Origin of the sequence: Pseudolysinimonas sp., from assembly GCF_049651805.1 — a bacterium.
In the GTDB taxonomy this organism is placed as follows: domain Bacteria; phylum Actinomycetota; class Actinomycetes; order Actinomycetales; family Microbacteriaceae; genus Pseudolysinimonas_A.
Genome location: NZ_JBASCU010000036.1, coordinates 55,075 through 72,188 on the forward strand (window position 1 = coordinate 55,075; position 17,114 = coordinate 72,188).

The following is a 17,114-nucleotide window of genomic DNA, read 5'->3' on the forward strand; positions in this document are numbered from 1 at the left end:
CAATGTACGAAGTGGTACATTGCCCGCATGCGTACCTCAGTGGCGACGGTGTGCCTCTCGGGCGGGCTCGTCGAGAAGCTGCAAGCCGCCGCCGCGGCCGGGTTCGACGGCGTCGAGATCATGGATGCCGACCTCCAGGCCGCCTACGAATCGCCCGAAGAGATCCGCGCCCTCTGCGCTCGCCTCGGGCTGACGATCGAGATGTACCAGCCGTTCCGCGACGTCGAAGGGGTCGATGACGCGACCTTCGCCGACACCCTGCACCGCGCCGAGGCGAAGTTCGACACGATGCGGCGGCTCGGTACCGACCTCGTGCTGGTGTGCAGCAACGCCGGCACCGCGACGATCGACGACGACCAGGTCGCCGCCCGCCAACTCGGGGAGTTCGCCGACCTTGCGGCCGCCCACGGCATCCGGATCGCCTTCGAAGCCCTCGCCTGGGGCCGTTTCGTCAACGACTACCGACACGCCTGGCGGCTCGTGCAGGCGGCTGACCGGCCCAACCTCGGCACCTGCCTCGACAGCTTCCACATCCTGTCACGCGGCCACGACCCGGCCGGGATCGAGCAGATTCCGGGCGACCGAATCTTCTTCCTGCAACTCGCCGACGCCCCCGCCCTCGACATGGACCTGCTTTCGTGGAGCCGGCACCACCGGTTGTTCCCGGGCGAGGGCGCTTTCGCGCTCACCGACTTCCTCGGGCATGTGCTGCGGGCCGGGTACAGCGGGCCGCTGTCGCTTGAGGTGTTCAACGACACCTTTCGGCAGACCGACGTGGTACGCACTGCCGCACACGCGCGGCGATCGCTCACCTGGCTCGCGGACCGCACCGCGGCGGCCAACGGCTGGGATGCCGACCGCCTTGCCGACGCGACCCCGCCGACCGGATTCGACTTCGTCGAGCTCGCCGGCAGCGATCTCACCCCGTTCGACGCGATGCTCACGCAACTCGGCTTTCGGTTCCGCGGCAGCCACCGCACGAAGCCGGTACGGCTGTGGACCTTCGGCGACGCCCGCATCATCCTCGACGAGCAGACCCGCGATGAGGTGCCGCGCGTCGCCGGCATCGGGTTCGAGGTGCCGGATGCCGCCGCCGTCGAGTCCCGCGCGCGCACGCTGGGAGCGCCCGAGGTCTACCGGCGCACGCACGCGGGCGAACACCACCTACGGTCGGTGGCTGCACCCGACGGCACCGCGGTCTATTGGAACGACACCCCGGCCGAAGCTTCGTGGATCACCGAATTCGCCGGCGGCGAGGCCGACGAGGGTGCCGTCGGGGTGGTCGACCACGTCAACCTCGGCTACCGCTGGCAGGACTTCGACGAGGCCGTGCTGTTCGCCAACAGCGTGCTCGCTCTGACGACTGCGTCGGCGGCCGAAGTGCCCGGACCGGTGGGCCTGGTGCGTAGCCACGTGATGCGCACCGACGACGGCGCCGTACGGTTGCCGATGAACCTCGCGCCCGCCACCGCCCCACTGCCTGACCGGCACATCGCGGTGCGCTGCGCCGATGTCGTCGCCGTCGCGCGCGCCGCCCGCCAGCGGGGGCTCGAGTTTCTGCGCATCCCGCAGAACTACTACGACGACCTCGCGGCACGGTTCGCCCTCGATCCGGGCTTCCTCGACGAGCTACGCGAGCTGGATCTCTTCTACGACCGCACTGAGGGGGGCGAGTTCATCCACTTCTATACGCCGACCGTCGGCGGGGTGTTCCTCGAGATGGTCGAGCGGCGTGGCGATTACGACGGCTACGGCGCCGCGAACGCGCCGATCCGTTTGGCGGCGCAGCGAGCGGCTCGTGGCTAACCGCATCCTGTTGGTCAACGGGCCGAACCTCAACCTGCTCGGTACCCGCGAACCGCACATCTACGGCAGCGAGTCCCTCGCCGACGTCGAGGCTTCTGCGCGCACTGCCGCAGCGGCCTTCGAGTGGGAGGTGGATGCCGTGCAGAGCAACCACGAGGGCGAGCTGATCGACGCCATCCACGCTGCCCGCGACACCGCCGTCGGCATCGTCATCAACGCCGGCGCGTACACGCACACGTCGATCGCGATCCGCGACGCCCTCGTCGCGGTGGGGCTGCCGGTCGTCGAGGTGCACCTCAGCAACGTGCACGCGCGCGAGGAGTTTCGGAGTCACTCGTACATCTCACCGATCGCGGCCTGCGTGATCGTCGGCGCCGGAGTGCAGGGCTATGAGTTCGCCGTCGCCCGGCTCGCCCGGATCCGGGCGCAGTCGGTTTAAAGTCGACCGAACTGGAAGACGACCGGGCACTCGAAGATGCGCGGGGCGCTACGACCGACGTTACGCATGTAGCGGATGACGACGCGATACGCCTCGACGAGCGTGGTCTCGGTGTACACGATGCCCTCGTCGCGGCAGGTGTCGCGCACCATCCGGCGGGCGGCGAAGAGGTGCGGGCGCGCCATGCTCGGGAACAGGTGGTGCTCGATCTGGTAGTTGAGCCCGCCCATGAGCATCGTCATCGACCAGCCGCCGCGGATGTTGCGCGACGACAGCACCTGCTTGTGCAAGAAGCTGGGCTTCGCGTCGATCGAGAACATCGTCATGCCGATGTGGTTGGGGGCGAACGCGAGACCCATGTAGGCGCCGAAGACGGCGAGCTGCACTCCGAGGAACGCGAACGCCATGCCGAGCGGCAGCACGAGGAACACGGCGCTGACCACGATCGCCATGCGGGCCATGAGAAGCACGATCTCCATCGTGCGGTTGTCGACCTTGCCGCGTCCGAACGCGTGGCCGAACGACTTCACGTGCAGGTTGACGCCCTCGAAGGCGAGCAGCGGGAAGAACAGCTTCCCCTGGTGGCGGGTGATGAGGGCGCGCAGACCCCGGGCGGATGCCGCGTCGGTGTCGACGAATGAGACGGTGTCGATCTCGAGGTCGGGGTCTTTGCCGATGACGTTCGAGTTGCCGTGGTGGCGGGTGTGCTTGTTCATCCACCAGGAGTACGACAGCCCGACGACGCCGGATGCGAGCGCGCGGCCCATGCGGTCATTGGCCTTGCCCGACGTGAACACCTGACGGTGGGATGCCTCGTGCCCGAGGAACGCGAACTGCGTGAAGATCACGCCGAGCGCCGCGGCGATGAGCAGCTGGAACCAGGAGTCGCCGAGCAGAACGAATCCGGCGATCGCGCCGCCGAGGGCGAGCACGAGAGTCGTGAGCAGCGAGATGTAGAACACCTGGCTACGGCGCAGGAGGTTGGCTTCCTTCACCCGCTTCAGCAGCGGCGCGAAGCCGCTCGGCGCGGCGTCGCGCGGGGTGGTGGTGCGAAAGTTTGTTGCGGGGGCGAGAGTCAAAATCGGCCTCGGGATGTGTCGTGTTCGACTTCCCAGCCGGCGAGTGAGCGGAACGCTCCAGATGCCTCCAGTTTACCTGCTGATCCTGAGCGCCCACCCCGGTTGACGGGTGTCGACAACAGGCGTACGGTGCGGCCCGACACTCTTTCAGGGGCGGGCCGGGGTCAGCGGGCCCGGCTGAGCAGCGTATCGACGGCGGCGCGGGCGCGGGCGTAGGGCTCTGCTGAGTCGAACAGCAGCGACGAGTCGTTGGCGGCGTCGAGCAGCGCGCTGATCTCGAAGGCGAGCTGGGTCGCGTCGATGCCGTCGGCAAGGTCGCCGGTGGCGATCGCTCGGGTGATCGCCTCGGCGAGGAATTCGCGCCAGCGCTTCAGGTTGGCGGCGACTGCATCCCGAATCGCACCGGGGCGCGACCGGTACTCGGAGGTGACGGCGGCGAAGAAGCAGCCCCCGGGAAAGACCCGGTTCTGGCTGTAGTCGAGCCACGCGTCGATGAGAGCACGCAGCCGCGGGAGCCCGGTGGGGGCGGTGAGCGCTGGGGCGATGACGGTGCGCTGAAAGATCTCGGCGGCCGAGGCGACGGTTGCGAGTTGCAGTTCTTGCTTTGAGCCGAACAGGCCCGCGATGCCGCCCTTGCTCATCGATACCGCCGACGCGAGCCCGCCGATCGACAAGCCGTCGAGACCCGTGACGGTGGCGAGGTCGACGGCGACAGCCAAGACGGCCTGCCGGGAGACATCCCCCCGCGCCCGGCGTCCATCGGTCACGGTCATGACATCCATCTTGCCCCTTGCGAACGATCGTTCGTTCTGATTATATACGAACGATCGTACGGATAGATGGAGAAGACATGGCTTTCGCCCCGCGCGCCGCCCGCACCACCCTGAAGGCGCTCAGCGTCGTCGCCCCGCCCGTGGCTGCTGAACTCGGTTACCGGGTCTGGCGCAATCTCGGCAGGCCCGAGCGCGTTCGCCCGCATGACGCCGACGTGCACGCCCGTGCGACGCACGGCACGCTCGATCTCGCCGGAACCCGCGTCGCGACCTACACCTGGGGAGACGGGCCGGAGGTTGTTCTGCTCGTTCACGGGTGGCGCAGCCGCGCGTCGCGGTTCTCGGCGGTCGTGCGAGAGCTCGAGTCGCCCGAGCGCACGATCGTCGCGTTCGACGCCCCGGGCAACGGCGACTCCGCGGGAGACTTCGTGACGGTGCTCGACTACGCGCACATCGTCACGCTGCTGAGTGCCCGGTACGGCGGGTTCGACACGATCGTCGCCCACTCGTTCGGGGTGCTCGCCGCATTCCTCGCGGTGCGTGAAGGGGCGCACACTCGGCGGCTCGTGAGCATTGCGGGGGTGCACGACGTCGGCGAGATTCTCGACGAGTTCGCCCGCCTCGCCGGCCTCAGCGGCCGGGCCCGCCTCGGGCTTCGCACCCGGATCGAAAAGCGCACCTTCCCCGACGTGACCGACATGTGGCACCGATTCGTCGCCGAACTCGACCCCGCCGACCTCCGCACCCCGCTGCTCGTCGTGCACGACAGCAGCGACCCGGTGCTCGACCCGCGGCAGTCGGAACTCATCGCCGACGCGCACAACGGGCCGACCGAGGTGATCCGCACCGACGGGCTCGGGCACGTGCGCATCCTCAGCGACCCGGCGGTGCTGGGAGCTATCGCGCGGTTCGTTTCCGTGCGACACACCGACACCGAGCGCGAGCCACTTGTCGCCGATCGGCTCTGAGGGGGTGACGGGGGCCGACCGTAGAGTCCGAGGATGTCGGCATCCCGCTTCGGACTCCTGTGGGGGTTCGTCGGAGTGCTGGCGTTCTCGCTCACGCTGCCGCTGACGCGCATCGCGGTCGGCGGGCTGTCGCCGCTGTTCATCGGGTCGGGGCGGGCCGTCGTCGCCGCGCTGCTCGCCGCCCTCGTGCTCGGTATCACCCGGCAGCGCCGGCCGCGAGGGTCGCAGTGGTGGCGGCTCGCGCTCGTCGCGGCGGGAGTCGTCGCCGGCTTCCCGCTGCTCACCTCGTATGCGCTCACTACGGCATCCGCCAGCCACGGCGCTGTCGTGATCGCACTGCTGCCGGCGGCGACCGCGGTGTTCGCGGTGTTGCGCGGGCACGAGCGGCCGCCGCTGCCGTTCTGGATCTTCGCCGCCCTCGGTGCCATCGCAGCGGTGGGGTTCGCGTCACTGCAGTCCGACGGGTTCGGGCCGCCGGTGTGGACCGACCTGCTGTTCTTCGCCGCCGTGATCGCCGCCGCCCTCGGCTACTCGGAGGGCGCGCTGCTCTCGCGCGAACTCGGGTCGTGGCAGACCATCTCGTGGGCGCTCGTGCTCGCCGCCCCCGTGATGGCCGTGCTCACGGCGATCGCCTGGGTGCAGCAACCGCAGGATGCCACGGGCCTCGAGTGGGCGTCGTTCGCCTACCTTGCGGCGATCAGCATGTTTCTGGCGTTCTTCGCCTGGTATCGCGGGCTCGCGATCGGGCCCGTTGCCCGGGTCAGCCAGGTGCAGCTCGTGCAACCCGTGATGACTCTTGCCTGGGCGGCACTGCTGCTCGGTGAGGAGCTCACGGTGCCGCTTTTGCTCGGTGGGCTCGTCGTCATCCTCTGCGCCGCGCTCGCCGTGCGGGTGCGGCTTTCGCGGGTCTGAACGCTTCGTCAGGCGACGTTCTCGATGAGGTGCAGCTGCGTGCCGTCGGGATCGACGAGAAAACCTGCTCGCTGCCCCCAAGGCTGCGTCGCCACCGGGTGCAGCCGCGGGTTGCCCGCAGCCTTCTCGGCCACGCCCGCGTCACGGATCTGTCGATACAGACCGTCGAGATCATCGACGCGGACGCTACACATGAACGAACTCTCTGCGGGCACGAGATCGGGAAACAGGAAGAACTCCAACTGAAGGTCCCCGCGGCGCAGAATCAACCAGCCATCGTCCCGATAGCCCGGCGCGAAGCCGAATCCGCTATAGAAAGCGATGGTGTTGTCGAAGTCGCGAGACGGCAAGTTCGGCACGCTGCGATCGGTCATGACGAGAACCTACCCTCGCCGGCAGCCCTAGCTTGCGGCGACTTTGAGGGCCGCGGCGAACTCTCTCGCTCGCGTCAGGCCGGCGTCGAGAGGCGCGACGACTTTCTCGCTGACGACTTTTTCGATCTCGACGAGAAGGCGCTTGCGGGCCTTCCGCCTGCGACTCGCGGCGGTGATCGCGCCGAGCACGCCACCGAGAAGACCGAGCAGGATGCCGGCGAGCACGGCTCCGACGATGAGCAGGGTCGGCACCGCCCATCCTTCGACCTGCGGGATCTCGGGCGCGGGCATCCCGATGCGCGGCAGCAGCGCCGCGGCGAGCAGCCACCCGGCGCCAACGAGCCCCGCCAGCACGACGAGCCACTGCAGGATCGCGAAGATCGCCCACCACCACGATCCGCGGGCCGGCAGCTGGGTTCGGGCGATCGCGAGGTCGAGGGCTTCGGGCAGCGTGGCGAGCGCGGCTTCGGCGTCTGACCTCAGCGTGCTGCGCCAGGTTTCGGTCAGCCCGGCGGCTGCGGTGTCGGCGAACTCGCGCACCGCGATGGATGCCTTCGCCTTCGCGGCGGCGTTCGGCGGCGGCAGGCTCGAGCGGTGCACGGAGGGGTCGCCGCTCGTGCGCCTCGCCCCGAGTCCAAGGCGCGTAAGCGGGTCGGCGCGCACCCGCGCGATCCACGAAACGACGGGCCACCCCGTCGCCTGGGCGGAGCGTTTGCGGTACGACCCCGCGACGGCTCGGGCGACGACGTCTGCCCCGGCCGCCACACCGACCTCCTCGAGGAGATGCGCCCGGGCGCGGGAGTCGATGCGCCCCACGATGCCCGGCGAGTCGAGCCGATCGGCGAGGGCGGCGACATCGGCGGCGAGCCGGGCATCCCGGACGCTGCGGGCGGCGGCGAGGTCGCCGATCGCCTTCCGCACCGCGAGGAGGCCGTGGCCGGTGCGGGCGCTCGCGGGCAGCACCGTCGCCTTCGGGATGCCGTCGCGGTCGACGATCTGTTTCAGCGACGCGACGACCTTCGGCACATCACCCGGGGCCAGCAGGTCGACCTGGTTGAGCACGATGAGGGTCACCTCGGAGTGCCGGGCGTGCGGGGTGATGAACTGCGCGTGCAGCACGTCGTCGGCGTACTTCTGCGGGTCGACCACCCAGATGAGCGCGTCGACCTGAGCCGCCAGGCGTTCGGCGATCGCCCGGTTGCCGGCCTCGATCGAGTCGAAGTCGGGAAGGTCGAGCAGCACCAGTTGCCGCGCCCGCGGGTCGAGGAGTTCGTCGCGCACGACGCGCTCGCGCACCTCGAGCCAGTCGAGCAGGTCGACTGCGCCCTCGGCATCCCAGGTGACGGCCAGGGCTTGGGATGTCGTCGGCCGCCGCACGTGGGTACGCGCGACCTCGGCGCCGACGAGCGCGTTGACGAGACTCGACTTGCCCGACCCGGTCGCTCCGAACACCCCGACAACCGTGGAGCCGGGGGAGAGTTCGCGCCGTCGCGACGCCCGAGTCAGCACGGCATCCGCTTCGGTCGCGAGCGCCGCCGGGATGTTGTCGCCCCCGGCTGCACGCAGGGTACGGAGTGCGGCGAGCCGGTCGTCGAGTGAGACGCTCACGAGGCGGCCGCGCGCACGTCGTCGAGCAGCGCCCGGGATTCGCGGCGCAGCGACTCGGGGGCGGAGCCGAATCGCAACTGATCAAGCGCTGCCGTCACCCGCGCACGCTCGGTGTCGAACACCCCCTGCACCCGCTCCTGCAGGTCGCGGCGAGCTTCCGCGGCGAGGCGGCGCACGGCATCCTCACCGAACACCGTCTCGAGCAGCTTCTGGCCGAGCACCGCCGACCCGCCCGCGATCAGGATCTCGCCGCCGGTGAGGCCGCCGGTCGAGGCGAACACGACGATCATCAGGGCGACCGTCATCACGTTGAGACCGGCAGAGAGCACGCGCGCCTTGATGCGCTTGTTGCCCGCGTTGTCGCGCACGAGTTGTAGCAGCGCGCCCTGCCACTCGCGGATCATCGCTGCCGCGCCGTCGGTGAAGGTTGCGCTTTGCGCCGCGAGTTCCGGATGCTTCTCGGCGATCGTGCGGCCCGCGGCGGTGCGCTGCAGGCCCGCCCAGGTCGCCGCAGCGGCGCGGCCGCCCTCGTCGACGATGACGGCGTGCAGTCCGCTCTCGATCTGGGTCTCGACCTCGACGACCGGACTCGGCTTCCCGAGAACCCACGCGGTGACGCTGTCGCGGGTGCGCGAGAACCACGACTCGACCTTGCGGAAGAAGTCGGTCGTTCCCACGAAGTCCTGCCAGCGGGCGAGCACCTCGCCGCGTAGCAGCGCCCCGTCGCGGGTGGCCTCGTCGACGGCATCCACGGCCGCCTGGAAGTCGGCGGATGCCATCGCGTCGACGCTGGCGATCCAGTCGAGCTGGGCTTGGCGGGCGTCGGCGATCGTGGCGACTCGGCGGTCGAGGTCTTCGATCGCGCCGCCGAGGGTGCGGGCCGCGATGCGGGTGCGTTCGGCCCGGTCGCCGGCGATGGCGCTGAGCCAGTTCTTCGGTTCCGCGACGGCGTCGGCGGGCAGCATCCCGAGGTCGTCGAGCGGTTGCTCGTCGATCACGAAGACGGGGGCGTCGAGGTTGCGCTTCTTCAGCATCGCGGTGAGGTCGGGCAGAACTTCGTCGGCCGCGCCCGGCGGCACCCGGTTGAGGATGACGGCGACCGTGATCGACCGGGCCGCGGCGCCGTCGAGCAGCTTCCACGGCACCGCGTCGGCGTAGCGGTTGGCGGTCGTGACGAACACCCAGAGGTCGGCGGCGGCGAGCAGTTGCGCGGCGAGGGCGCGGTTGTCTTCGGCGACGGAGTCGATGTCGGGCGCGTCGATGATCGCGAGCGAGTTCGGCACCGCGTCGTGCGCGAGCAGCATGAGCTCGTGGATGCGGGACGCCGCGGGGGAGTCGCCGGCCGCGGATGCCGGGGTGCCGGGGCTGCTGAGCGTGCCGCGCACGCGCGCGAGCCCGGGCAGGATGCGGTCCGACGCGAACCATCCGGCATCCGCCGGTGCGTGCACGAGAATCGGCTGCCGCGTCGTCGGCCGGATCACCCCGACCCGCGTCAGCGGCGTGCCGACGAGGGCGTTCACGATCGTCGATTTGCCCGACCCCGTCGACCCGCCGACGACCGCGAGCAACGGGGCGTCGAGGTCGGCGAGGCGCGGGCGGATGTAGTCGTCGATCTGCCGCACCGCCGCCGCCGCGTTCTCGCGGTGCTCGGCCGCTCCGTCGAGGGGCAGGTCGAGTCCCGCGTCGGCGAGGGATGCGCGCAGGCGCTCCAGCGACACGATCGCGGGGGCTCGAGCGTCGGTCACGAGTCCAGCTTGCCGGTCGGTGCGGCTTCCGACGCTCCATCCGCGACAATTCGTCCTCGTCGATGATCCATCCGCGCAAAAAGTCGCGGATCGAGTCGTCGCGGCGGCGACCTCGTTGTGGCTGACGCCGTCAAGAAACGGTTGGGTGCGGCGTCGGGATCCCGCCTTCCCGTTCCGACTCCCTACTCGGTTACCCCCAGCTCGGCCGGGTCCACGCCCTGGACCGTGAACGTCCCGATGACGTTGCCGTCCTTGTCGTACAGCGGGATCTTCCGGTCTTCGGTCGGCGGGTGCTCCTCAAGCCACTCCGCGACCTCTTCCGGGGAGGCGAAAACGGGGGCGAGGTCGGTGCTCAAGATGTAGCCGACAACGCCGTCGTCGCCGACAGCGAGGGTCAGGTCGGGCTCGATGACCGTTCCGTTGGCAGGGTCTTCGACGCGACCATCGGCGGGGCCGTACGTCTGTCCCTGCTCATTAGTCGGCCACGCCATGAGAGCGCCCGCAGTCGTTCCACCGCCCACCACGAGGAGGGCGATGCCAGCTGCCACCACGCGGTGACGCCGGCGGCGCGACACCTTGCGGCGGTCGATCGCGTCGTGGACGCTCGACGCCATTCGCTCGAGCTCAGCCTCAGAAAGCAGATCGAATCGCGAAGTCATGTCGCGCATCTCATTTTCCTCTCAGCAAAGTGATCTCGTCACGGAGCCGTCCTCGAAGGCGCGCCAGGCGACCGCGGAGAGCCGCGTGAGTAATGCCGATCTCGTGGGCTGCCTCGGCGTACGACAAGTCGCCATCCACGCAGAGCGAATAGATCTTCTGGTCGATGTCAGAAAGCGACTGAACGGCTCGGTCGACTGCTTCCATGAAGAGGGTGGTTTCGACTGCCGTTGCGGTGGCATCGTTCGCGGACGCTCCGTCAGCATCGACCAAAGCTTCAGAGTGCCTTCTGCGCCGAGCGCGCTGAGCGTTCAGAGATCGGAATCGTGCGGTTGCAAGCAGCCACGGGACCAATGAGTCGCTGATGAGCACGTCGCGGCGGCGCTCCCACAAGATCACGAACGTGTCTTGCACGACCTCTTCGGCGTCTGTCCGATTCCGCAGCCGGGAGACCGCGTAGGCGAACACGGTGGTGGCGTGACGACGGAAGAGCACGTCGAGCGCTCTGCCGTTACCTTCGCCGAGACGATCGACCAGAGCGCGGTCGCTGATCGCGTTCTTCGCCTCGTTCTCAGTGTGCTGAAGCATGGGGCCCTGTCCGTCGAAGTCGCGCTCGTACTAGGTAATCTCCGCCATGGCCGATTCGTCACAGGATTCCTTCCGGTGCTGACAATCGAGTCAGCGTCGAAGTGCGTTCGCGAGGTGGTCGTCGGCGACCCCCGCCGCGATCTCGTCGGGGACGCCGCTCCACTTGGCGAACGAGCCCCATCGCCCCACGGCATCCAGTACTTCGTCGAGGATCGCGCGTGACGCTTCGATCCCGAACCGTTCCGCCACTTCGAGGATGTCGCCACGGGCGATCCCCTCGAACCGCCCGTTGACGCTCATGAGGTGCTGGTGCACCCACTGGGATTCGGAGTTGTAGGCGTAGGTGACGTCGTAGGCGGGGGCGAGCTGCCATCCACTCTTCGGGTCGAAGAGAAACGAGAAGTTCTTCGAGTGGTCGTCGCAGTTGGCGGCGGCGACGTTGAAGATCATGCGGCGCCAGGCTTGTTCCATCGCGGCGGGGCCGAGGTTGAGCCGCTGCACCTGCGTTAGGTATTGGGAGTAGTCGTTGGTGGCGACCTGGTTGTAGTCGACGCCGGCGATTCCGCAGAGGGTCTGCAGGTGGATCTTCTCGCCGTCGCTCGACCGGTCGAACCGGCGGGTCATGAAGTGCGCCCGGCCGTTCTCTTCGAGCAGGCGCGTGGGGGCCATGGTGATTCCGGCATCCCGGGCCATCAGCGAGTAGGCGTACTCGACGCGTCCGAAGTTCTCGGTTGCGCCGAGCCGCTTGTCGGTGCGCACGCCGTCGAACTTCAGCAGCCACGGCTCGAAGCCCGCGACCGGGGGAACGTGGCCCGACCGCAGCTCGTCGGTGTCGGGGTTGAAGTTGAGGATCGCCTTGGCTCGCGCTCCGCCCGCGCTCGTGCCCACGTTGATGATGCGCTGTAACGACTCCGCCGAATCGGATGCTGTGGCGAGCGAGCCTTCGACGGCGGCTCGAGCGGTGGTGATCAGCTCCGCGAGGTCGACGCTCGTCGGCACCGGGGTGTGCGGTGCGCGGTCCGGTCGGTACTCGAGCGCTCCCATGCCGCGGGGGCCGAGATAGGCGAGCCGATCGAGTGCGGTCGCTTCGCCGGCATCCAGCCCCTGTTTGCTGAGGTGCGCGTCGACGATCGCGTTGCCGAACCGGTCGGGCAGCGAGTCGGCGATCATCGGGGGCAGCCCGTGGAAGGTCTCGGGGTTGAGCCCCGGGAAGGTGAACGTGCGGCGGCGGTCGTCGATCGGCATCAGCTCGGGGGCGAGATCGAGGCGGCGGCGCTTCCACGCGGGCTCGTACTCGAAGGTGTAGGAGCCGCGGGTGCCGGCGGCGGCGATCGCGCCGACCCGCTCGCCCCAGGCGAGCACCTCGACGACCCTCACGTGTTGCCAGGGCATCAGGTCGCGCTCCGGGGTCGGCGCACGCGTCGTGGGGCGGGTTGGCGACGCTCGGCGCGCAGCAGCTCGAGCGGACTCGGCCCTTCGTCGGGTCGGATCTCGTCGAACCAGTCGTCGCGGCCGAGCACGCGCAGCACCCGGATCAGCGTGGGGAGGGAGCTGCCGCGACCGCTTTCCAGCGCGGAGACCGTGGCTTTGGAGACGTCGGCTCGGCGGGCGACCTCCTCTTGGGTGAGTTGCGCGTCGATGCGGAGGCGGCGCACCTGCTCGCCGAGGGATGCCTCGGTTTCTTCGACGGTGCGTCGTGCCATACACGCAACCTTCCTGATGTTAGACCAAGATCTGCTCGTAAGTACGAGTAGAGCAGAGTTACCGAGACTCGGCAACCCTCAATCGACCTCGCTGTCCTCCCACTCGACCCGGCTACGTCGTACTGGTGTAGTTGACCTCGACAGAAGGCGGAGCACCCGTGCGCTACATGATCCTCATTCACTCGAACGAAACAGCCGAGAGGGCGTGGGCCGACGGCGAGTCGGACGACCTCGGAGCGGCCCATGGCGCCCTGTTCGCCGAGCTGGCGGCATCCGGAGAACTCGTGGACGGCAACGAACTCGCCACCGACGACGTCGCCGTCATCGGTCGCCACAACGGCGAGCCGATCGCGACCCGCGGACCGTCCACCGAAGGCACCGAGTGGATCGGCGGGTACTACATCGTCGACGTCGCCGACCGGGAGCGGGCCGTCGAGATCGCGGGGCGTCTCGCCGAGACCACGTACTCGCCCATCGAAATCCGGCGCATCATGCACGCGCCGCCCACCGACTGACCACACTCACTCAAGGAGAACCCCATGGAATACCTGCTGTTCATCGTCAGCGACCCCGCTGCGCCGACCTACATCCCCGAGGAAGACAACATCGAGGAGTGGAGCGCCGACATCGAGCGCCGCGGGGTGTCCCGCGTCGGCAACCGGCTGCGCCCGCCCTCCGACGCGACCACGGTCACCGTGCGCGACGGCCAGACGATTCTCACCGATGGCCCGTTCGCCGACACCAAGGAATGGATCGCCGGCTTCGACCTCATCGACGTCGACAACCTCGACGAGGCGATCGAGATCGCGGCGAAGCATCCGATGGCGCGATTCGGCCGCGTCGAGGTTCGCCCGGTCTGGCCGTTCGAGTGACAGCCGAGGTGAGCGGGGTGCTCGCCTCGGTGGCGGAAGCCGAGCGCCTGCGGATCGTCGCGACGCTGATCCGGATCACCGGCGACTGGGAGCTCTCGGAGGACTGCTTTCAGGATGCCGTTGCCCGCGCGCTGACCTCGTGGCCGAAACGCGGCATCCCCGACAACCCGGCGGCGTGGCTCACCACGGTCTCGAAGAACCTCGTCGTCGACGCGTACCGGCGGGCGTCGACCGAGCAGAAGACCGCCGCACAACTGGCCCGCGAAAGCGAGATCGACGCCGCGACATCGGGAGGAGATGACATGGATGCGCTCACTGCCGATGACGCCCTGGATGACGACCGCCTGCGGCTGATCTTCACCTGCTGCCACCCGGCGCTCGCGATGGAGAGCCGCGTCGCCCTGACCCTCCGCACCGTGATGGGGCTGAGCGTCGCCGAGACGGCACACGTCTTCCTCACCAGTGAGCAGACGATGCAGAAGCGGCTGGTGCGGGCGCGCGCGAAGATCCGGGACGCCGGCATCCCCTACCGAGTGCCGCCCGCGGACCTGCTGCCCGAACGCACGAGCGGCGTGCTCGCCGTGCTCTACCTCCTCTTCACCGAGGGCTACTCGTCGGGAAGCGGCGCCGAACTCGTGCGGGCTCCGCTCGCAGAGGAGGCCATCCGGCTGACCCGGCTCATGGTCACCCTCATGGAGGACTCCCCGCAGCTGCCCGAAGTGCTGGGGTTGCTCGCTCTCGAGCTGTTCCAGCAGTCACGTGCAGCCACTCGCCTCGACGGCGCCGGTGATCTCGTGCTGCTCGAAGACCAAGACCGTAGCCTCTGGGGTCATTCCGCTATCGCCGAAGGTGTCGCGGTTCTCGACTCGGCGGAGAGCGCTCGGCAGCGACTCGACGGGGTGGTCGGCAGTTACCAGTTGCAGGCGCAGATCGCCGCCCAGCACGCGACGGCCGCCACCGCTGCGGCAACCGACTTCGCTCGGATCGCGGAACTCTACGCTCGACTTGTCCGGGTCGCACCGTCACCGGTGGTAGAACTCAACCGCGCAGTCGCGGTCGCGCTCGCCGAAGGTTCGGATGCCGGCCTCGCGCTACTCGACAGGCTGGATGGCGACGCGCGTCTCGCCGGATACCACCTTCTGTCGGCAACGCGTGCAGATCTCCTGCGCCGCGGCGGTCGCTTCGCCGAAGCCCTGCCGCGCTACCGGCGTGCCCTCGAACTCGCCCCCTCCGAACCCGAGCGCAGGTTCCTCCAGCAGGAATCGACGAGGTGCAGCTCAGCGGGCGATGACGCGGCGAACGAAGTCGCGAGGGCGCATGACCAGTCGCCCGTTCCAGTTCGGCCCGAGGTCGAGCAGATGGTGGTCGGACGTGACCAGGATGAGCGCGTCGACCCCGGCATCCTTCACGAGTGCGGCGACCAGGTTGTCTTCGTGATCGGCTACCCCGTGGTCGCGGGCCTTTGGTTCGATCACCGCGCCACCGGAGAACTCGCAGATCTCGACGATCGCGGTGACGAATCCCTCGACAGTGCTGTCGGTCTGTCCGACGGCGCGCATGACGCGAGCGACGTTGCGCAGAATGTGCGGCGAGGCGAACAGCCGGAACCGCGAGGCGAACGCGAGCGAGACCGCGTCGGCCGCGGAGTTGTCGGTCGTCGGCGGCACATCCGGCAGCAGCGGCCAGGAACCGTCCGCACCCAGGATGTAGTCGAGATAGACGTTGACGTCGAAGACAACCGACGTCGCCGGGTCGATCACGACGCGGCAGTCTCGCGGATCAGGTCGAGCACTTCATCGGAGGTGTAGACGCGGCCACCACGCTCGGCTCGAGCTTCCTTGCGCAGCGCGTGCAGCCGCTCCAGGCGAAGCCGACCCTGGTAGTCGCGCACCGCGAGCCGGAGGAACTCGCTGCGGTTGCCGTGCCCGTAGTGCTCGACCACCTCGTCGAGCGCAGGGCGGAGGTCGTCCGCGACGGCGATGCCGACGGTCTTCGCAGCCATGACGCCTCCTGTTGCTTATGCGTAGTCAACTCTACTCAGGGTACCAGTCAGGACTGGCGCAGTGCCTTGGAGATTCTTCCTGTGGAGAACATCCGCTCGGGTTGGCCCCGGGTTCGCACAATGGCGGGGTGAGCGCAGCCGTCGACCTCATCACCGACCGGGTGCGCGAACGCGTGCGGCGGGAGGGGGTCGACCTCGCCGCGGACTCCGACCTCGCCGACCGCTTCGTGCGCGAAGAGTTGCGCAGCTACTCCGAGCGCGCCCTCGGCGGCACCGCTCCGCTCATCGCCGACGAGCAGGCCGCCGCCCGCACGATCATCGCCGCCGTTACCGGACTCGGGCCCCTGCAGCCCCTCCTCGACGACCCGACGGTCGAAGAGGTGTGGATCAACGCCCCCGACCGCATCTTCCTCGCGCGCAACGGTGTCTCCGAACGCATCCAGCTCGACCTCACCGAAGCCGACGTGCGCGACCTCGTCGAGCGGATGCTGCGCTCCACTGGCCGCCGCGTCGACCTGTCGAGCCCCTTCGTCGACGCGAGCCTGCCCGACGGGTCGCGGCTGCACGTCGCGATTCCCGACATCACGCGGGCGCATTGGGCGGTCAACATCCGCAAGTTCCGGTCGGGGATGCGCGACCTGCGCGAACTCGTGCGCCTCGGGTCGCTCACCGCGCAGGCCGCCGAGTTCCTGCACGCGAGCGTGTGGGCGGGGCTCAACATCCTCGTCTCGGGCGCGACGCAGTCGGGCAAGACGACGATGCTCGGCGCGCTACTCGCGTCGGCCCGCCCCGAGGAGCGCATCGTCACTGTCGAGGAGACCTTCGAACTTGCCGTCGCTGCACCCGACTGGGTGGCGCTGCAGTGCCGGCAGTCGTCGCTCGAAGGCACCGGCGAGGTGACGTTGCGGCGTCTCGTGAAGGAAGCGTTGCGGATGCGCCCCGACCGCCTCGTGGTCGGCGAGGTGCGCGAAGCCGAGTCGCTCGACCTGCTCATCGCTCTCAACTCGGGGTTGCCCGGGATGTGCTCGCTGCACGCCAACTCGGCCCGCGATGCGCTGCGCAAACTCGCCACCCTGCCGCTGCTGGCCGGACGCAACATCGACGCTTCCTTCGTCGTGCCCACGGTCGCGACCTCGATCGACCTCGTCGTGCACGCCGAACTCGACCGCACCGGGCATCGGCACGTCGTCGAGATCGTCGCCCCGACCGGGCGCGCCGTCGACGGAGTGATCGAGTGGACGCGGCTGTTCGAGCGCTCCGCCGCGGGGCTCGTCGCGACCGGCGAGTTGCCGGTGCAGCGCGACAAACTCACCCGCGCGGGCGTCGACCCCGCCGAGTACCTTCGGGTCGCGCCGTGACGGTCGCCGCAGGATTGCTCCTCGGAGTCGGGTTGTTGCTCATCGCGTCGCCGCTCCTCTGGCCGCGCACGGCATCCGCTCGCCCGCGCCGCTCGCCCCTCGACGGATGGCGCACCCGCCTCGCGCAGGCGGGGCTCGGTCGGGTGGCGGTGGGGGTTCCGATCGCGGTGAGCATCCTCGCCGGCCTCGTCGCCGGAGCCGTCGTGCTCGCGATCGCGCCCGTTCCCGCG

At 69.2% G+C, this 17,114-nt stretch carries 18 protein-coding genes and 2 pseudogenes; 9 read left to right on the top strand and 11 right to left on the bottom strand.

The window, feature by feature from the left end:
• The first annotated feature begins 27 nt into the window (after positions 1 to 27).
• The gene (locus WBL06_RS09330) at positions 28 to 1,806 is read left to right on the top strand and encodes a TIM barrel protein (RefSeq protein WP_424455718.1); all 1,779 of its coding nucleotides are present in this window, start codon (positions 28 to 30) and stop codon (positions 1,804 to 1,806) included.
• Entirely contained in the window at positions 1,799 to 2,245 is a 447-nt protein-coding gene (gene aroQ, locus WBL06_RS09335; protein ID WP_424455719.1) for a type II 3-dehydroquinate dehydratase, read from the top strand. The genes WBL06_RS09330 and aroQ overlap by 8 nt, the downstream gene beginning before the upstream one ends.
• Here the strand turns inward: aroQ and WBL06_RS09340 are convergent.
• Both WBL06_RS09340 and WBL06_RS09345 read right to left on the bottom strand, forming a co-directional pair.
• A complete protein-coding gene (locus WBL06_RS09340; protein WP_424455720.1) occupies positions 2,242 to 3,324 on the bottom strand; it encodes a fatty acid desaturase family protein in 1,083 nt (360 codons plus the stop codon). The two genes, aroQ and WBL06_RS09340, sit on opposite strands and share 4 nt — an antisense overlap.
• 164 nt (positions 3,325 to 3,488) lie before the next feature.
• A complete protein-coding gene (locus WBL06_RS09345; protein ID WP_424455721.1) occupies positions 3,489 to 4,097 on the bottom strand; it encodes a TetR/AcrR family transcriptional regulator in 609 nt (202 codons plus the stop codon).
• 77 nt (positions 4,098 to 4,174) lie between these two features.
• Here WBL06_RS09345 and WBL06_RS09350 point away from each other — a divergent pair, with 77 nt between their 5' ends.
• Positions 4,175 to 5,065, top strand: coding sequence for an alpha/beta fold hydrolase (locus WBL06_RS09350; RefSeq protein ID WP_424455722.1), 891 nt, complete (start codon positions 4,175 to 4,177; stop codon positions 5,063 to 5,065).
• A gap of 33 nt (positions 5,066 to 5,098) precedes the next feature.
• The gene (locus WBL06_RS09355) at positions 5,099 to 5,977 is read left to right on the top strand and encodes a DMT family transporter (RefSeq protein ID WP_424455723.1); all 879 of its coding nucleotides are present in this window, start codon (positions 5,099 to 5,101) and stop codon (positions 5,975 to 5,977) included.
• A gap of 8 nt (positions 5,978 to 5,985) precedes the next feature.
• Here WBL06_RS09355 and WBL06_RS09360 read toward each other — a convergent pair whose 3' ends face one another.
• From WBL06_RS09360 to WBL06_RS09390, 7 genes are all read right to left on the bottom strand, one after another.
• Positions 5,986 to 6,351 carry a bleomycin resistance protein gene (locus WBL06_RS09360; RefSeq protein ID WP_424455724.1) on the bottom strand — a complete coding sequence of 122 codons (366 nt, stop codon included), beginning with the start codon at positions 6,349 to 6,351 and terminating at the stop codon, positions 5,986 to 5,988.
• A gap of 27 nt (positions 6,352 to 6,378) precedes the next feature.
• Positions 6,379 to 7,959: a GTPase family protein gene (locus WBL06_RS09365; RefSeq protein WP_424455725.1), complete on the bottom strand. Its 1,581-nt coding sequence runs from the start codon at positions 7,957 to 7,959 to the stop codon at positions 6,379 to 6,381.
• Entirely contained in the window at positions 7,956 to 9,704 is a 1,749-nt protein-coding gene (locus tag WBL06_RS09370) for a dynamin family protein (protein ID WP_424455726.1), read from the bottom strand. Before WBL06_RS09370 ends, WBL06_RS09365 begins: the two co-directional genes overlap by 4 nt.
• 182 nt (positions 9,705 to 9,886) lie before the next feature.
• Positions 9,887 to 10,372, bottom strand: coding sequence for a hypothetical protein (locus tag WBL06_RS09375; RefSeq protein WP_424455727.1), 486 nt, complete (start codon positions 10,370 to 10,372; stop codon positions 9,887 to 9,889).
• Between the two features lies 1 nt (position 10,373).
• Positions 10,374 to 10,949 carry an RNA polymerase sigma factor gene (locus WBL06_RS09380; protein WP_424455728.1) on the bottom strand — a complete coding sequence of 192 codons (576 nt, stop codon included), beginning with the start codon at positions 10,947 to 10,949 and terminating at the stop codon, positions 10,374 to 10,376.
• A 90-nt stretch (positions 10,950 to 11,039) separates the two neighbouring features.
• Positions 11,040 to 12,341: a type II toxin-antitoxin system HipA family toxin gene (locus WBL06_RS09385; RefSeq protein WP_424455729.1), complete on the bottom strand. Its 1,302-nt coding sequence runs from the start codon at positions 12,339 to 12,341 to the stop codon at positions 11,040 to 11,042.
• Positions 12,341 to 12,652, bottom strand: coding sequence for a helix-turn-helix transcriptional regulator (locus WBL06_RS09390; RefSeq protein ID WP_424455730.1), 312 nt, complete (start codon positions 12,650 to 12,652; stop codon positions 12,341 to 12,343). Before WBL06_RS09390 ends, WBL06_RS09385 begins: the two co-directional genes overlap by 1 nt.
• Positions 12,653 to 12,819: 167 nt before the next feature.
• On the opposite strand from WBL06_RS09390, the gene WBL06_RS09395 reads away from it, so the two are divergent.
• The 3 genes and pseudogenes from WBL06_RS09395 to WBL06_RS09405 form a co-directional block, all read left to right on the top strand.
• Entirely contained in the window at positions 12,820 to 13,167 is a 348-nt protein-coding gene (locus WBL06_RS09395; protein ID WP_424455736.1) for a YciI family protein, read from the top strand.
• 24 nt (positions 13,168 to 13,191) lie between these two features.
• Entirely contained in the window at positions 13,192 to 13,524 is a 333-nt protein-coding gene (locus WBL06_RS09400; RefSeq protein WP_424455731.1) for a YciI family protein, read from the top strand.
• Between the two features lie 29 nt (positions 13,525 to 13,553).
• Positions 13,554 to 14,384, top strand: a pseudogene (locus WBL06_RS09405) (RNA polymerase sigma factor); the annotation flags it as partial.
• A 417-nt stretch (positions 14,385 to 14,801) separates the two neighbouring features.
• Here the strand turns inward: WBL06_RS09405 and WBL06_RS09410 are convergent.
• Both WBL06_RS09410 and WBL06_RS09415 read right to left on the bottom strand, forming a co-directional pair.
• Positions 14,802 to 15,284 carry a PIN domain-containing protein gene (locus WBL06_RS09410; protein WP_424455737.1) on the bottom strand — a complete coding sequence of 161 codons (483 nt, stop codon included), beginning with the start codon at positions 15,282 to 15,284 and terminating at the stop codon, positions 14,802 to 14,804.
• Positions 15,281 to 15,526, bottom strand: a complete 246-nt coding sequence (locus tag WBL06_RS09415; RefSeq protein WP_424455732.1) for a ribbon-helix-helix domain-containing protein — start codon at positions 15,524 to 15,526, stop codon at positions 15,281 to 15,283. Before WBL06_RS09415 ends, WBL06_RS09410 begins: the two co-directional genes overlap by 4 nt.
• A 128-nt stretch (positions 15,527 to 15,654) precedes the next feature.
• Here WBL06_RS09415 and WBL06_RS09420 point away from each other — a divergent pair, with 128 nt between their 5' ends.
• Positions 15,655 to 16,884 (top strand): CpaF family protein, encoded by a 1,230-nt coding sequence (locus tag WBL06_RS09420; protein WP_424455733.1) that lies wholly within the window; start codon positions 15,655 to 15,657, stop codon positions 16,882 to 16,884.
• Positions 16,881 to 17,114, top strand: a pseudogene (locus WBL06_RS09425) (type II secretion system F family protein); the annotation flags it as partial. The gene WBL06_RS09420 and the pseudogene WBL06_RS09425, both read left to right, overlap by 4 nt.

What these genes read in the sequence shown, in the direction of transcription:
- WBL06_RS09330 (WP_424455718.1), top strand. Translation starts at nt 28, where the DNA reads ATGCGTACCTCAGTGGCGACGGTGTGCCTCTCGGGCGGGCTCGTCGAG.
- WBL06_RS09345 (WP_424455721.1), bottom strand. Translation starts at nt 4,097, where the DNA reads ATGACCGTGACCGATGGACGCCGGGCGCGGGGGGATGTCTCCCGGCAG.
- WBL06_RS09350 (WP_424455722.1), top strand. Translation starts at nt 4,175, where the DNA reads ATGGCTTTCGCCCCGCGCGCCGCCCGCACCACCCTGAAGGCGCTCAGC.
- WBL06_RS09355 (WP_424455723.1), top strand. Translation starts at nt 5,099, where the DNA reads ATGTCGGCATCCCGCTTCGGACTCCTGTGGGGGTTCGTCGGAGTGCTG.
- WBL06_RS09360 (WP_424455724.1), bottom strand. Translation starts at nt 6,351, where the DNA reads ATGACCGATCGCAGCGTGCCGAACTTGCCGTCTCGCGACTTCGACAAC.
- WBL06_RS09375 (WP_424455727.1), bottom strand. Translation starts at nt 10,372, where the DNA reads ATGCGCGACATGACTTCGCGATTCGATCTGCTTTCTGAGGCTGAGCTC.
- WBL06_RS09380 (WP_424455728.1), bottom strand. Translation starts at nt 10,949, where the DNA reads ATGCTTCAGCACACTGAGAACGAGGCGAAGAACGCGATCAGCGACCGC.
- WBL06_RS09385 (WP_424455729.1), bottom strand. Translation starts at nt 12,341, where the DNA reads ATGCCCTGGCAACACGTGAGGGTCGTCGAGGTGCTCGCCTGGGGCGAG.
- WBL06_RS09390 (WP_424455730.1), bottom strand. Translation starts at nt 12,652, where the DNA reads ATGGCACGACGCACCGTCGAAGAAACCGAGGCATCCCTCGGCGAGCAG.
- WBL06_RS09395 (WP_424455736.1), top strand. Translation starts at nt 12,820, where the DNA reads ATGATCCTCATTCACTCGAACGAAACAGCCGAGAGGGCGTGGGCCGAC.
- WBL06_RS09400 (WP_424455731.1), top strand. Translation starts at nt 13,192, where the DNA reads ATGGAATACCTGCTGTTCATCGTCAGCGACCCCGCTGCGCCGACCTAC.
- WBL06_RS09415 (WP_424455732.1), bottom strand. Translation starts at nt 15,526, where the DNA reads ATGGCTGCGAAGACCGTCGGCATCGCCGTCGCGGACGACCTCCGCCCT.